We start from the raw sequence: 14,101 nt of genomic DNA, 5'->3' as shown, positions 1-14,101 counted from the left end.
AAATTATGTATTTTTATACTTCTTTATAAATCTTGGAATATAGTTTATAGCTTCACCTACACTCATAACCTTATAATCCCTAATATAGCCTCTTCTTCTTAAAGTGTCTCCAACCCACTCATAAAACCTTTTATCTTGGATAACAACAACCCCATAATCCTTTTCTGTTCTAATTAGCCTTCCTATCATCTGGACAAGAGTTTTAGCCATCCTGTCAAAGGAAGTTAATAGAAATGCTTCCCAACTACCTACTCTTTTCATTAATATTTCTCTCTCTTTTTTTAGTAAAGGGGTTGGAACTGGGAAGGGAAGAGAGTCTATAATAACCCCAACCAATGTTTCCCCTGGGAAATCGACACCTTCAGAAAATCTACCTGTTGCTAACAAAATTCCCCCTTCTTTTTTAAACCTCTCCTGTAGCTCTTTAGCCTCTTCTCCACTCATCCCTCTCTCATAAACATGAATCTTTTTATTTCTTAGATTTAACTTATCAATCCTTAATTTTAAATAGTTATAGAAGTTTTCAAGATCTTCAAAGCTCTTAAAGAGGATTAAAGTATTGTCATTTATAGCTTCCAACATCTTTAAAATAATTTCATTTGCCTTCTCTCTATCCTTTACCTCATACTTCATATTGGCTCCATCTTTTAAAGCTATTATCTCTCTCCTATCCATTGGAAATGGACTTTCCAACCTTAAAAAGTTAGCATCTTCCAACCCTGTTCTATGAGCATGGCTTTTAAAACTTCCTATAGTTGCAGAGCAGTGGATAACAACAGCATTCCCATACAAAGTTTTTAAATAGTTATTTACAAAGACAGGCTCATAAATTAAAGAGTTCCCAGATCTATAAAGGACATAGTTATCACTTAATCTTAATTTACTAATATTCTCAAAGAACTCATTAAAAAGAAGATCTGAGCTCTTAACTTTATTTATAAAGTTTAGCTCAACTAAGCATATGTCTTTAAAATCTAAATCAAACTTTATCTCCTCTTTAATTTCTTCATTCTCCTCAAACTCTAAAATTTTCTCTTTAAGTTTTATTAGTTTATAGTATGCATTTAAAATAGAGGATAGAATTGATTTAGTAAGGTTGTAAAAAGAGTCAAGCTCTCCATCATCATAGATTAAAGCTCTTCTGTAAAGATCTATATCTACTCCATCTAAGTAATTCTTTAACAAATCAAAGACATTATCATGTGTCATCCTCTTCCTTAAAACACTTGGAGAGTAATGAAAGGCCATATACTTTAATCTCTCTATCAAAGTGTCAGGATTTATCTCAATTGTTAAGGCTCTTCTAATACTATCCTCTAACTTGTGGGCTTCATCAACTATGATAATGTCAAAGTCTCTACAGTCCTCTTTTGAGTAGAAGAACATAGTGTTATTCATAACCACTATATTAGAAACTAAGCTCTCCAACTTACATTTTTTATATTCACAGACACACAGAGGACAGTAATAAAGAGAGCCAACCTTAATTTTTCTCATCCCACAGAAGCAGATAGGTTTTTTATTTGGTCTATATCTACATCTATAGTTTATTTTGCAAAATATCCTATTAGCTTTCCTATTCAGAGTTTTACATGTATAATTCCTAATTCCCATTAAATAGGAAACCTTTAAATTATGATTTAGTCTATTCAACTCATCAAAGATTCTCTTCTGCTGGTCTATGGTTTCAGTTAGAATTAAAATTCTCTTTCCCTGCTCAGCAAAGTATATAGCTGGGAGTAAGTAGGCTAAGGTCTTTCCTACCCCTGTAGGAGCTTCAACTATCAGATGCTTTCTATTAATTATAGAGTTGTAAATACTAAGCATCATCTTCTTCTGTGGCTCCCTTATAGTTGAGTATGGAAATTTTTTGCTAACAAACTCTAAAAAGTTCATGCTAAAACCTTAAAAAGTCCTTTATTATGTTGAAGCCTAAGTTGAGGTCAAGAAGCTTTAAAATCTTTAATCCTAACTCTCCCTGTCTATCCATATCTCCATATTTATTTATGTAATCAATTAAATCTTCTCTTTTTGAGAGCTTGTAAATTATCTTATCAAGGGTTTCATTACTCAACTTTAAAAATAGCCTTCTAAGTAAGAGAGATCTTTTTATTTCCTCTCCAATCTTCTCCTTCCATAGCTTGTCATAAATATCTAAGTTATTAATCTCTCCATTTAAATATTTAGTTATAACATCCCCAGCAATCTTTCCACAGATGGCTGAGTAGTAAAGACCTCCACCACTTAAGGGTTTTACTTGACAGGCAGAATCTCCAACCATTAAGATATTGTCTTTAACTGTTCTCTCTAAGTAGCCAATTGGCAAGGCTCCAGAGGAGAACTCTACAGGAGTGGCTTTTTTTAATAGCTCGTTAGCTATCTCATTCTCATTTATAAACTTCATCAGCTTTTTATAAGCATCTCTCTTATCCAATAGACCAACTCTAACTCTATCCTTTCCCATTGGAATAATCCAGGTGAAGAAGCTCTCTGAGTATCTCTTATCTAAGAAGATGTGAACAAAGTCATCATCTATATCTACATTAACCATTTCCAACTGAACTGCTGATAATATCTCCCTTCTCTTTATTAATCCTAATTTTTTCCCTATATAGCCCCTAACACCCTCAGCATTGACAATAACCTTAGGTTTAACCTCTATAATCTCTCCTAATCTGTTGATAACTACTTTATTATCAGAGATGTCAGCAAAACTTTTTAATAGAAAGTTACACTTCTTAGCTGCTCTTTTGGCAATATCTTTATCCATAATTTTCCTTTCATAGACATGGGCTCTAACCCTATCATCACCTATTTTAATGACATTGCTCTTAGAGTATATGTATGCCCCTCTAATGTCATTAACCAACCCCTTGGGAAACCCCAACTCCTTAGAAGCATTGACACTAATGATCCCAGCACATTGTAAGGGAACCCCTATAACAGGATGCTCCTCAACAATTAAAACCTCTCCATCAATGTTTTCCCCAGTTATACATCCAGCAACTCCTCCACCAATGATAACAACATCCATAGTTAGAACCTCAAAAAGTTTTTAAGGTGTTAAGCCCATGTTTTTCCATCCAAGACCTTCACCAATAGCTGCAGCTATGTATCAGCTGAGAGATTTGGGAGTTGAAGCCATTATCCTACATGGCCCCTCTGGCTGTTGTTTTAGAACAGCAAGGCTCTTAGAGATGGATAATGTAAGGGTTTTTACAACAAGCCTTAATGAAGATTCTATAATCTTTGGAGGTAAAGAGAACTTAGAGAGAACTTTAGATTATGTTATTGACAAAGGTTATAAATTTATTGGCCTGGTTGGAACTTGTGCAAGTATGATTATAGGAGAGAATTTATGGGACTATGTAAATTATAGGAACACTACTATAGTTCCTGTTGAAGTCCATAGTGGTTTAGGTGACAACACTATAGGAGCTATAAAGGTTATGGAATCAGCTTTAAAGCTTGGCTTAATAGATGAGGAAGAATTTGAGAGGCAAAAGTTTTTACTAAAGAAGGCTACTGAAGTGGAGAAGAAGAGAGGGATGGCTAAGAGAGAGTATATAAAGCCAAGCTATGATGATGATTTAAAGGAAGCTTTGGAAGTGCTAAGGGATGCTAAAAAAATAGCTTGTGTATTGAATGCCAAAAAAGAGACAGCTTATTTATTTACTCACCCATTGATAGTTTTAAATAAATATTTTGATTGTGTCAATATAGCCAACTTATCAACTGAGAGAGGGTTAAAGAAGATAAGGGAAGATGCTAAAAATATACTTAAGAGATTCAAGCCTGACTATATAACTGGCTCTTTAGATGAGTATCCCATAGCTGGAGAGAAGGCTGTTAAAATTTTAAAAGAGTTAGATGTTGATGTAATAGTTGTCTCTGGAGTTCCCCATGCTCTTCCAGTTGAGGAGTTGGGTAAAGATGTTATAAAAATAGCTATTAGTGATGGTCCAAGAACCTATTATCCAATAAAAGAGCTTTATGACTACGCTGTCATAGAGCTTGATGCCCATGCAAAGGTTTTAGGTAAGAGAGATATAGTTAGATCAAGATTTGGAGAGAGTTTAGAGCTTTTTATAGGTTAGATCTCCTCTTTAATAACATTTGAAATATTCAAGAACTCAAATGGAATATCTTCCTTTGTAAAGTAAAGAATTTCAATTCCTATTACTCCCCACTCTTATCTTTTTTTAATATTATTCCTTCACCAACTTCCTCACAGATAAATTCTTTCTACCATATATATAAAGTTTCCATTTCTTTATTATGTATGATTGCTACTTTCCCCATATTTTTGCCTTAAAGAATTTAATGTCTATCCTGAGGAGTCTTAACCTCCTCTATTATTCTTTTCCCAGCAACAACCTCATCTATACTATGAATAGTTCCTCCTAACTCCTCTATAACCTCTTGAATTTTATCAAAGTCTAAGTCAGAGCCCTCTATTGTTATTTTAACATTCTCTGTTTCCTTGTCAATCTCATAGACAGTTATATTAACCCCATCAACTCCCTCAATCTTTGTTATCCTCAAAGCCATCTCAGTTATTTTTGGCTCATGGGGTTTTAAGATATCTAAAACCATTCTTCTTATCCTACTCACCAAATCCCACCCTTAAAAAAAATTTTAAAAAGAGTTATTCAACATCTCCCCTATCCTTTCTCTTAACTCCTCCCTCCTCCACTAACTCTAAACCTTCCAATGGAATAAATCTATCTTCAAGAGCCTTTAAAACCTTAGGTACTGTTGTATATTCCATCATTGTAGCTGGTAATCTATGAGGCTGGAATGGACCCATTCTTCTTATAATGTCAGCCATCTCTAAGGCTTTCTCTCTTGCTCTATCAAATCCTTTATCTTCAAATAAGTCATTTGGTCCTACCAACATTCCATCACATAATTGGAAACCTAAAGCCATAATTCTTGGTGGTCCATCAAATCTTGTAGGCTTAGCATCCTCTTCTGAAACTGGCATCAATGGCCCCCAGTGGCTTCCTCTCATCCATCCAGGGACAAAGTGAGGATTGGCAAATGGCTCTAAGACTTCTCCAACTGCTGGGAATCCAGACTGAGCTCTTACAATAGCAACAGGGTCATCTTTTCCAACATATTCTCCAGCTATGTAGTTGATCTTCTCAGTACTGACAACTGCAGCTATCTCATTATCCTTTCTTCTATAAACTCTCTTAATTGCATATCTCTCATAGTCTCCTATTAAAGCTAAGAGCATGTACATCTCTTCAGGAGTGTCCAAGTAAACTTTCTTATGCCCTATTACATCATGAACCTCAAATCTAAAACCAGAGATCATAGATGGGTCAAAGACTAAACCAGCAGTGTTAAATGGATCAGCAAACATCTTAAATAGGGGTAGGTTAAATGCTGTTGGGTCAGTTTTATCACAACAGAAGACAACTATTGGCTCACTCTTCCTTTCAACAAATTCCATTTCAGCACATCCTGGACCCAAACCTCTAACATTTCCTGAGAAGCTGTCAGCTAACAGATCTTGCCCAGCTCCATAGAGTTTTAGCTCTTTAGCCACCTTAGTAGCCTCTTCAAAGGCTTTCCAGGCTAAGCCATGAACCTTTTCATTATCACAGCCAAGCTTGTGGGTCATGATTAAGTCTATGTCATCTCCACATCTTGTTACATAATAATCAATTATTATCTCATCAACAGCCTCTTCTAAAACTCCTTCACAAGCCTCTAAGAGATCTTCAGGAGCTAAGGTATGCCCACACAATCCACCAACATCTGCCTTAATAACACTTACTGTTATCTTCTCATTTTCCAAGTTCTCACCTAAAAACTTTTTAATTTGAATAATAATTTATAGAGTGGCATTATATAAATTTTAAGATGATGGATATGTATCCAAAGTTGTTAGTTGATGAGAGAGGAAAGAAGTATCTTTTAAAGAAGGATGTTAAAAAGTTTGGTACAGACTTGGGAGTTGTTGAGCTTGAAGAAGTGGGAAAAACTTACTACTCCCATAAGGGCTATAAATTTTACTTAGTTGAGCCAACAATGTATGATTTTTTAAAGAGGATGAAGAGGAATGTAACCACTTTACTACCAAAGGACATAGGCTTTATCTTAGCAAGAGGGGGCATTAGAGAGGGAGAAACAGTAGTTGAAGCTGGAGTAGGATCAGGAGCTTTAACCATGTATCTCTCCAATGCTGTTGGTAAGAGTGGAAGGGTTATAGGTTATGATATAAGAGTAGAATCTCTAAAGGTTGCAAGGAGAAACTTATTAATGGTTGGAGCTATTAAAAAAGGTGATAAGATTGTTGGTTTAGATGAAGAGTTTGATGATGATGTTGAAGTTGAGGATGGCTTATTTAATGTAACCCTTAAGTTAGGAGATGTTAGAGAGAAGATAGATGAGAAAGATGTAGATGTTATTGTCTTAGATATGCCAGACCCTTGGAATGTTATTGAGAATGCAAAGAAGGTTTTGAACAAGAAGAGAGGAAGAATTATTACTTATCTTCCATATATTGAGCAAACTAAGAAGGTAGTTGAGAAGTTAAAAGAGGAAGGATTTTGGGATATAGAGACTTATGAGTTGTTAGAGAGAGTTATAGAGATCTCTGAGAAAGGAGTTAGACCCTCAACAAGGATGATAGGGCATACAGGTTATATAACCTTTGCCAGAGTTCCACCTGAGGAGAGTGAAGATGATAGTGAAAGTTAAAGAAGTTATTGAAGAGAGTTCAACAGTTAAAACTATAGTCATAAATAAAAAAATTAAGTTCAAGCCTGGACAGTTTGCAATGCTCTGGCTTCCTGGAGTTGATGAAAAACCATTCAGCTTTTTAGATGAAGATAAATTTGCCATAGCCAAGGTTGGAGAGTTTACTAAGAAGATGCATGAGCTTAAAGAAGGAGACATCTTAGGGGTTAGAGGACCATATGGCTCTTACTTTAAACCCTATGGAGATAGAGTTTTAGCTATAGCTGGAGGTGTTGGCTCAGCTCCTATACTGCCAGCTGTAAAAGAATTCTCTAAGAAGGCTGAGGTAACAACAATCTTAGGAGCAAGGTGTAAGGAAGAGCTATTATTTGTGGAAGAGTTTGAAAAATATTCAAATGAATTAATTCTATGTACTGATGATGGAAGCTGTGGCTTTAAGGGATATACAACAGAGAAGTTAAGAGAGCTAAAGTTAGAGAGCTATGATCTTATTATTACTTGTGGCCCTGAAATTATGATGAAAAAGGTTTTAGAGCTCTCTCCTATTCCAGTTCAGGTTTCTATGGAGAGATATATGAAGTGTGGCATAGGAATCTGCGGTCAGTGCTGTGTTGATGACCAAGGCTTATGTGTCTGTAGAGATGGCCCTGTATTTAACAGCTTTCAGCTGAAGTATATTAAAGAGTTTGGAAAGTATAAGAGAGATGAATGTGGTAGAAAGGTGAGACTTTGCTAACACCCTGGGAAACTCCAGAATCTATAGATTATAAAGAAACTATGGAAAAGTTTGGGATTAAGGAATTTAACTTTAATGAGTTCAATGACTTCCATCTATTTAGAAGAAAGATTATTTTTGGACATAGAGACTTTGAGAGAATCTTAGAAGCTATAAAAAAGAATGATAACTTTGCTGTTGTCAGTGGAATGATGCCCTCTGGAAAGATGCATTTTGGGCATAAGATGGTTGTTGATATCTTAAAATTCTACCAAGAGTTTACAGATAAAATTTACATTCCAATAGCAGACTTGGAAGCCTATTGGGCAAGAAATATAAGCTTTGAGAAGGCTAAGGAGATAGCTTTGAATGAATATATTATTAATTATTTAGCCCTTGGCTTAGATCCTGAGAAGGTTAAGATATATTTACAATCAAAGAATGAGAAGGTTAAAGACCTTTCCCTAAGGTTGGCTAAGAGAACAAACTTCAATGAGATGAAAGCCATTTATGGCTTCACTGGAGAAACCAATATTGGCCATGTCTTTGCTCCAATTGTTCAAGTCTCTGACATCTTAAACCCAGAGTTTGATGAGAATCTTGAACCCTCCCCTCTTCCTGTTGTTGTGCCTGTGGGAATAGATCAAGATCCTCATATAAGGTTAACAAGAGATATAGCTAAGAGAGTTAAAATAACTCCTCCATCCTCCACCTACCATAGATTTATGAGAGGGCTCTTAGGAGGAAAGATGAGCTCATCAAAGCCAGAAACAGCTATATTTTTAACAGATTCTCCTGAAGTAGTTAAGAAAAAAATCTTTAGGGCTAAAACTGGAGGTAGGGAAACCTTAGAGGAACATAAGAAATATGGTGGAATTCCAGAGGAGTGTGTTATCTATGAGCTCTTCCTCTACCACCTAATCTTAGATGATAAAGAACTTAAGGAGATTTATGAAAGCTGTAAGAGAGGAGAGCTAACCTGTGGTAAGTGTAAAAAGATAGCCTATAATAAAGTTGTAGAATTCCTTAAAGAGCTTAAGGAGAGAAGAGATGAGGTTTTAGATAAAGCATTGGAGCTTATATAGATATTTCAATTAAGAGCATAAAATTTTTATATAGTATTTGGAACTATTAAAACTTAAATCATAATCAGCTTATAAAAAGGTGAAACACTTATGGGAGTTTGGCAAAAAAGAAGTAGAAGAAAACCAACAGGAGGATTATACAAAAAGTTTAGAAAGAAGAGAAAGAGAGAGATGGGTAGATTACCAATAGAGACACATGTTACAGATGAAGGATACAAGATGAAGAAAGTTAGAGTGATGGGAGGAAACTTAAAGGTTAAGGTTGTTAAAACAGCCTATGCTAATGTTATGGATCCTGAGACAAATACTTGTAAGAAGGTTAAGATCTTAGGAGTTAAAGAGAATAGTGCAAATATACACTATGTTAGAAGAAACATTATTACAAAAGGAGCAATTATAGAAACTGAGTTAGGTTTAGCAAAAGTAACCTCCAGACCAGGGCAGGATGGAACTGTCAATGCTGTTCTTGTTAAAGAATAATTCTTTTTTATTTTTTCTATTTTTAATTTAAATATTTAAACTAACAAAATAGAAAGTTTTTTATATGAGTTATTCAATAATAATACAGTTTGTTATTTTTGGTGATGCCATGAAAGTTTTGGTAGTTTGCAAATACAAATATAATAACCTCGGCATCGCCCTAAGCGATTACGATTTCGTTCTCTTTTGCGACTTGTGTAGTAACGATCCATCCGTTCTTATGAAGCTATCCTTATTGTTTGAAGAGTTTGAGGTTTGTGACATTAATCTACCATCTTGTCCTATCTGTAACTCCAGTATTATGTTAAGCCAAGAAGAGAAGGGAGATGAAGTTTTTGAGAAGATTAAGAAGGCATGTCCAGAAAAGATAGTTATTGAATCTAATATCTAACTTCTATATTGGATTTGCTCTTTAAACCTCTCCTTATTTTCAATAACTTTTTTGACAATCCCTTCCAACTCTTTTAAAAATGTATCATAATCTTTATTCTCATTCACCACCATAAAGTCAGCAAGAGCTATACATTCCCCTATCCCAAAGTTTAACTCCCTTAAATCTCTCTCTATGAAATCTCTAATATCTCTTGGATCATCCTCCCTCCCTCTACTCTTTAACCTCTCAAACCTTGTTTTAGGAGAGGCATGTATGGCTATGATAATTAAAGGCCTATGTTTTCTTAAGTAATCAGCTTCATACAAGCTTCTTAAGCCTTCAATAATAATTATTTCCTCATCCTTTAACTTTTCATTTATGTAATTTAAGCAGGCTACAGCTATAGCTTCTTTCCCATACTTCTCTCTTAACCAGATAGCTGTATCCCCAACATTTTTAGGGTTTAGCTCTAAGCCTCTCTTAATTGTTTCATGTCTTACAACATCTCCCATAGAGATTATTGGAATATTCAATTTTTTAGCTACTTTGTAGATAGCCCCTTTCCCAGCCCCAGGCATTCCTGTTATTCCAATCAGCATTTAGCTCACTCTACTTAAAACCTCTTTGGCAGTGTTTGCAGATTTATTTATTGATTCTATTCCAGAGTCTCTAATACTTAAAGCAGTTTGTACAAGATAGTAAGCTACTATAGCAGAAGAGGCTACAACAATAACCATAAATAGGGCAAACTCTAAGGAAATTTGTCCTCTCATTATTCTTCACCAAAGAAAAATTTAATTTCTCTCTCAGCACTCTCCTTAGAGTCTGAGGCATGGACAACATTTTCAGGCAATTTTAAAGCAAAATCTCCTCTTATAGTCCCTGGCTCTGCTTCAGCTGGATCAGTTTTACCTATTAGTTTTCTTATAATATTTATACAATTTTCTCCCTCTATAACCATCACAACAATCCTTTCAGAAGTCATAAATTCTACTAAGCTGTTGTAAAACTCTTTTCCCTTATGCTCTTTATAGAATTCCTCAGCCTCTTCCTTGGTTAGTTTAACCATCTTCATCTTAACTATATCAAGATTTTTATTTTCAATTCTTTCAATAATTTTTCCTATTAATTTTCTCCTAACAGCATCTGGCTTAATAATCACTAATGTCCTCTCCATAAAACCACCTAAAAAATAGCTTAATTAATTAACCTTATTAAAAAAGATAGGATAAAAAAGTTTTCAATCAATCTTAACAATCTTTACTCCTGTAAATTTCAGCTCTGGCTCTTTTGATAGAGGATCAACTTTATCCTTTGTAACTAAGTTGGTTGGAGTGTCACAAAACTCTCTATTGTATCCAAATGGAGTAAATAAATGTTTTCTCTTAATTTTTCCTAATTTCACTACTCTCTTAATCTCTCCTCTCTTAGAAACTATTAAAACTTCATCTCCATCATTAACTCCAAGCTCTTTAGCATCATCTTCATTCATAAGTACATAAGGAATATCTTCTCCTCTTAATAGCTCTTCAACCTTCCCAGTTTTTGTCATAGTGTGCCACTGCTTTTTAAGCCTTCCAGTTGTTAATATATAGTCAAAACCTTCATCATCTGGCTCCTCATACTTAGTGATGTGAAACCTTGCCTTTCCTGAAGGGAACTTTAAATCTTTATATAAATGTTTTCCTCCCCATCTTTTTGGCAGATTTTCATAGTTAAACTCTGAAATGTCACAGAGTCTTCCTTTTGTGCATCTTTTAAATTCTTCAAAGATTTCTCTACTATTTTTATATGGGAATAACTCTTCTCCACCCATTCTTTGAGCCAACTCTGTAAATATCTTCCAATCTGGTTTAGCATTTTTTGGAGGTTCTCTAAATTTGCTACAATAGGTTACTGTTCTATCCCCTCCTGTCATCACCCCCTCCTTCTCTCCCCACTGAGCTGCTGGTAAGATAAGATTAGCATATTTACAAGTGTCAGTGAAGTAAGAGTCTTGAACCACAACAAAGAGATCCTCTTTTTTAAGAGCTTTAAGAAACTTATTTAGATTTGGCATAGATACAGCTGGATTAGTACAGACAATCCATAAAAATTTAATTTCCCCTTCTAATATCTTATCAATAGCTTCAGTAATTGAGTATCCTGGCTTCTCTTTAATTTTTCCTCTCTCTATTCCCCAAAACTCTTCCATAAATTTCCTATCTTCTTCATTTCTCACATCTCTAAACCCAGGTAGGCCATTACATAAATAACCTACTTCCCTACCTCCCATGGCATTACATTGTCCAGTTAGAGAGAAGGGACAGCCTTTATCATTTAATCTTCCAGTGGCTAAGTGAAGGTTTATAATAGCTAAAGCCTTCATGGTTCCATTTGTTGATTGATTAACCCCCATGGTCCAAAAAGTTATAAGTTTTCTACTCTTTGCAAAGAGCTCAGCCACATAATAGATATCTTCTTCATCAATCTCACAGATCTTAGCCACAGTTTTAGGATCATATTTCTCTATCTCCTTTATAAGCTCTTCAAATCCCTCAGTATAGTTTTTAATAAAGTCCCAATCTATCCAATTATTTTTATAGAGTATGTAGAGAACTCCATTTAAAAAGGCTGTATCAGTGCCAGCTTTAATTTCTATCCATTTATCACTATGTTTAGCTGTTTCAGTATAGTTTGGGTCTATAACAACAATCTTAACCTCTTTCCTTCTCTTTAAGATTCTTCTAAAGATTCCAGGATGTGCCCATGCAGCATTTGAGCCTATAAAGATGAAAGTGTCAGCATCATCAATATCATCATAACAGCCAGGAACTCCATCTGAGCCAAAGGCTAATTTATAGGCAGTTGCTGCTGTAGCTACACAGAGCCTTGAGTTAGAGTCTATATTATTTGTCCCTAAGAAGCCTTTAACAAACTTATTAATAACATAGCTATCTTCTGTAAAGAGCTGTCCTGAGACATAGAAGTAAGTTTCCTCAGGAGATAGTGAATTTAACTTATTTTTTAAAATTTTATAAGCTAAGTTCCAATCAATCTCTTTAAATTCTTCCTCTTTACTCTCTCTATAGAGAACTCTATCTAACCTTCCTCTATCAAACACCTTAGGAAGATGAACAGCTTTTATACATACACTTCCTTTAGTGGCTATATGCTCTTTATCTCCTCTGATCTTTATTTTATCATCCTTAACTATGATTTCTAAGCCACAACCTGTTCCACAGTAAGGACACTGAGCTTTAAAAATATCCATTTATCTCACCAAAAAAATTTAATTTTTTAATTTAAAAATTAAAAAAGAGAAAAAGAGTTACTCACAAACTACAACTTCTTTTTTAACTTCTTCTTCTCTAACATAACCCCAGGAGTGATACTCATGTCTTAAGAAGTATAGAGCTGTTAAGGCTATTAAAGAGATGACTCCAAAGATGATATAACCTAACCCATAAGAACCTGTTAATTCTTTAGCCAACCCCATGGTTGAAGATAGGTAGAAGCCTCCAACCCCTCCAGCAGCTCCAATTAACCCTGTAGCCATCCCTGTGGCTCTTGGCCATCTTAGAGGAACCAATTGGAACACTGCCCCATTTCCTAAACCAAATGCTACAAATAGTAACCATAGTAGAGGAACTCCTATGAATGCAGGAGGTAAGAATAAACCTAAAACTAAGTCACAGAATGCTATAGCTGTAAAGACAGCTAATAATACTTTAACTCCCCCAATTTTGTCAGAGATCCAACCTCCAATAGGCCTTATTAAAGCTCCTGTGAATGATAGGAGAGCCATAATCATTCCAGCCAACACTGGGTCAAAGCCATACTGGCCATTTAAGATAAAGGCTACTGATCCAGACATTCCAACGAATCCACCAAAGGTTATGGCATAGAAGAGCATGAAAATCCAAGGATCCCTCTTCTTTAAAGCATTTCTGTAGGTTTTATCTAATAGAAGTATAGATATGGCTCCTACAATGATAGGCAAGAGTAAGAGTCCAAACTTTCCACTGATTCCAATAATTCCACTATAGAGTATGAGAGTAAATGCTATCAATGAGATAAATGTAACTATGAAGTTGAAGATAGCATGATACTTTAACTCTGGTCTTTTTAGACAACTATCTTTAATCCAAGAGTAACAGAGTATGAATGCTATAGCCAAGAATATTAAAGCTACTAAAGCAGCTGTTCTCCAACCATAGGTTTCAGCAATGGGTGGGAAGATAAGCCCATCCATCATAGCCCCTAAGTTACCAGCAGCAGCTAATCCTAAGACTAAGCCTTGATACTTCTTAGGATAGTTACTTCCAGCCATTGGTAGAGCTATGGCAAAGCTTGCCCCACCAATTCCTAAGAAGGCTCCAAGGATTAGTAAGGTTGTATAGTTTATTGGGAATAGATTAACATAAATTATAGGGAGAGCTGAAAGAATTATCCCTGCTAAAGCAATATATTTCCCATTAATGGCTTGATACATATAACCAAATGGAATTCTAAAGAGGGCTGCAGCAAGTATTGGGATAGCAACCATAAACCCTTTCTCAGCTGGAGATAGACCAAGCTCTTGAGCTATAAATAAACCTAAAGCTGGTCCAAACAGTAGCCAAACCATGAAACCAGTGTCAAAGTAAATTAAAGAAGCTATTAAAGTCTTTATATCTCCACTCTTTAAAGCTTCAATAATTCCTACTTTTTTCTTTTCTTTCTTTTCTTTATTGTTGTTTTTCATTCTGTTTC

The 14,101-nt window shown here is 35.1% G+C and carries 15 protein-coding genes; 6 read left to right on the top strand and 9 right to left on the bottom strand.

Annotated elements, in window-relative coordinates; all coding sequences use genetic code 11:
• Positions 1-3 precede the first annotated feature (3 nt).
• Together METIN_RS02840 and METIN_RS02835 are read right to left on the bottom strand one after the other, a co-directional pair.
• A complete protein-coding gene (locus METIN_RS02840; protein ID WP_013099988.1) occupies positions 4-1,896 on the bottom strand; it encodes an ATP-dependent DNA helicase in 1,893 nt (630 codons plus the stop codon).
• Between the two features lies 1 nt (position 1,897).
• Complete coding sequence (locus METIN_RS02835; RefSeq protein WP_013099987.1) at positions 1,898-3,034, bottom strand: geranylgeranyl reductase family protein; 1,137 nt, start codon at positions 3,032-3,034, stop codon at positions 1,898-1,900.
• A gap of 37 nt (positions 3,035-3,071) precedes the next feature.
• Here METIN_RS02835 and cfbD point away from each other — a divergent pair, with 37 nt between their 5' ends.
• Positions 3,072-4,097, top strand: a complete 1,026-nt coding sequence (gene cfbD / locus METIN_RS02830) for a Ni-sirohydrochlorin a,c-diamide reductive cyclase catalytic subunit (protein ID WP_013099986.1) — start codon at positions 3,072-3,074, stop codon at positions 4,095-4,097.
• A 223-nt stretch (positions 4,098-4,320) separates the two neighbouring features.
• Here the strand turns inward: cfbD and METIN_RS02825 are convergent, their stop codons facing one another.
• The gene (locus tag METIN_RS02825; RefSeq protein WP_013099985.1) at positions 4,321-4,614 is read right to left on the bottom strand and encodes a DUF211 domain-containing protein; all 294 of its coding nucleotides are present in this window, start codon (positions 4,612-4,614) and stop codon (positions 4,321-4,323) included.
• 34 nt (positions 4,615-4,648) lie between these two features.
• Positions 4,649-5,809 (bottom strand): fructose-1,6-bisphosphate aldolase/phosphatase, encoded by a 1,161-nt coding sequence (gene fbp / locus METIN_RS02820; RefSeq protein ID WP_013099984.1) that lies wholly within the window; start codon positions 5,807-5,809, stop codon positions 4,649-4,651.
• Between the two features lie 65 nt (positions 5,810-5,874).
• Here fbp and METIN_RS02815 point away from each other — a divergent pair, with 65 nt between their 5' ends.
• The 5 genes from METIN_RS02815 to METIN_RS07630 all read left to right on the top strand — a co-directional run bounded on the left by METIN_RS02815 (position 5,875) and on the right by METIN_RS07630 (position 9,385).
• Positions 5,875-6,714 (top strand): tRNA (adenine-N1)-methyltransferase, encoded by an 840-nt coding sequence (locus METIN_RS02815; RefSeq protein WP_013099983.1) that lies wholly within the window; start codon positions 5,875-5,877, stop codon positions 6,712-6,714.
• The gene (locus METIN_RS02810; RefSeq protein ID WP_013099982.1) at positions 6,698-7,450 is read left to right on the top strand and encodes a dihydroorotate dehydrogenase electron transfer subunit; all 753 of its coding nucleotides are present in this window, start codon (positions 6,698-6,700) and stop codon (positions 7,448-7,450) included. Before METIN_RS02815 ends, METIN_RS02810 begins: the two co-directional genes overlap by 17 nt.
• Entirely contained in the window at positions 7,444-8,514 is a 1,071-nt protein-coding gene (locus METIN_RS02805; protein ID WP_013099981.1) for a tryptophan--tRNA ligase, read from the top strand. Before METIN_RS02810 ends, METIN_RS02805 begins: the two co-directional genes overlap by 7 nt.
• Positions 8,515-8,604: 90 nt before the next feature.
• A complete protein-coding gene (locus METIN_RS02800) occupies positions 8,605-8,994 on the top strand; it encodes a 30S ribosomal protein S8e (RefSeq protein ID WP_013099980.1) in 390 nt (129 codons plus the stop codon).
• 220 nt (positions 8,995-9,214) lie between these two features.
• Entirely contained in the window at positions 9,215-9,385 is a 171-nt protein-coding gene (locus METIN_RS07630; protein WP_157198811.1) for a hypothetical protein, read from the top strand.
• On the opposite strand, the gene METIN_RS02795 is transcribed toward METIN_RS07630, so the two are convergent.
• From METIN_RS02795 to METIN_RS02780, 5 genes are all read right to left on the bottom strand, one after another.
• On the bottom strand, positions 9,382-9,966 hold the full coding sequence (locus tag METIN_RS02795; protein ID WP_013099978.1) for an AAA family ATPase: 585 nt from the start codon (positions 9,964-9,966) through the stop codon (positions 9,382-9,384). The genes METIN_RS07630 and METIN_RS02795 overlap by 4 nt on opposite strands.
• On the bottom strand, positions 9,967-10,140 hold the full coding sequence (locus tag METIN_RS07540) for a class III signal peptide-containing protein (RefSeq protein ID WP_013099977.1): 174 nt from the start codon (positions 10,138-10,140) through the stop codon (positions 9,967-9,969).
• Complete coding sequence (locus METIN_RS02790; RefSeq protein WP_013099976.1) at positions 10,140-10,544, bottom strand: nucleoside-diphosphate kinase; 405 nt, start codon at positions 10,542-10,544, stop codon at positions 10,140-10,142. Before METIN_RS02790 ends, METIN_RS07540 begins: the two co-directional genes overlap by 1 nt.
• A gap of 63 nt (positions 10,545-10,607) precedes the next feature.
• A complete protein-coding gene (locus METIN_RS02785) occupies positions 10,608-12,620 on the bottom strand; it encodes a molybdopterin oxidoreductase family protein (protein WP_013099975.1) in 2,013 nt (670 codons plus the stop codon).
• A gap of 57 nt (positions 12,621-12,677) precedes the next feature.
• Positions 12,678-14,093, bottom strand: a complete 1,416-nt coding sequence (locus tag METIN_RS02780) for an MFS transporter (protein WP_013099974.1) — start codon at positions 14,091-14,093, stop codon at positions 12,678-12,680.
• Between the last annotated feature and the right edge of the window lie 8 nt (positions 14,094-14,101).

Source organism: Methanocaldococcus infernus ME (genome assembly GCF_000092305.1).
Lineage (GTDB): Archaea > AGJL01 > Methanococci > Methanococcales > Methanocaldococcaceae > Methanocaldococcus > Methanocaldococcus infernus.
The sequence above is the reverse complement of the archived record's forward strand: the minus strand, read 5'-3'. Positions and strand labels throughout refer to the sequence as shown.

Coding starts and splice junctions, on each gene's coding strand:
- METIN_RS02840 (WP_013099988.1), bottom strand. CDS start 1,896: ATGAACTTTTTAGAGTTTGTTAGCAAAAAATTTCCATACTCAACTATA.
- METIN_RS02835 (WP_013099987.1), bottom strand. CDS start 3,034: ATGGATGTTGTTATCATTGGTGGAGGAGTTGCTGGATGTATAACTGGG.
- cfbD (WP_013099986.1), top strand. CDS start 3,072: ATGTTTTTCCATCCAAGACCTTCACCAATAGCTGCAGCTATGTATCAG.
- METIN_RS02815 (WP_013099983.1), top strand. CDS start 5,875: ATGATGGATATGTATCCAAAGTTGTTAGTTGATGAGAGAGGAAAGAAG.
- METIN_RS02810 (WP_013099982.1), top strand. CDS start 6,698: ATGATAGTGAAAGTTAAAGAAGTTATTGAAGAGAGTTCAACAGTTAAA.
- METIN_RS02800 (WP_013099980.1), top strand. CDS start 8,605: ATGGGAGTTTGGCAAAAAAGAAGTAGAAGAAAACCAACAGGAGGATTA.
- METIN_RS07630 (WP_157198811.1), top strand. CDS start 9,215: ATGAAGCTATCCTTATTGTTTGAAGAGTTTGAGGTTTGTGACATTAAT.
- METIN_RS02795 (WP_013099978.1), bottom strand. CDS start 9,966: ATGCTGATTGGAATAACAGGAATGCCTGGGGCTGGGAAAGGGGCTATC.
- METIN_RS07540 (WP_013099977.1), bottom strand. CDS start 10,140: ATGAGAGGACAAATTTCCTTAGAGTTTGCCCTATTTATGGTTATTGTT.
- METIN_RS02790 (WP_013099976.1), bottom strand. CDS start 10,544: ATGGAGAGGACATTAGTGATTATTAAGCCAGATGCTGTTAGGAGAAAA.
- METIN_RS02785 (WP_013099975.1), bottom strand. CDS start 12,620: ATGGATATTTTTAAAGCTCAGTGTCCTTACTGTGGAACAGGTTGTGGC.
- METIN_RS02780 (WP_013099974.1), bottom strand. CDS start 14,093: ATGAAAAACAACAATAAAGAAAAGAAAGAAAAGAAAAAAGTAGGAATT.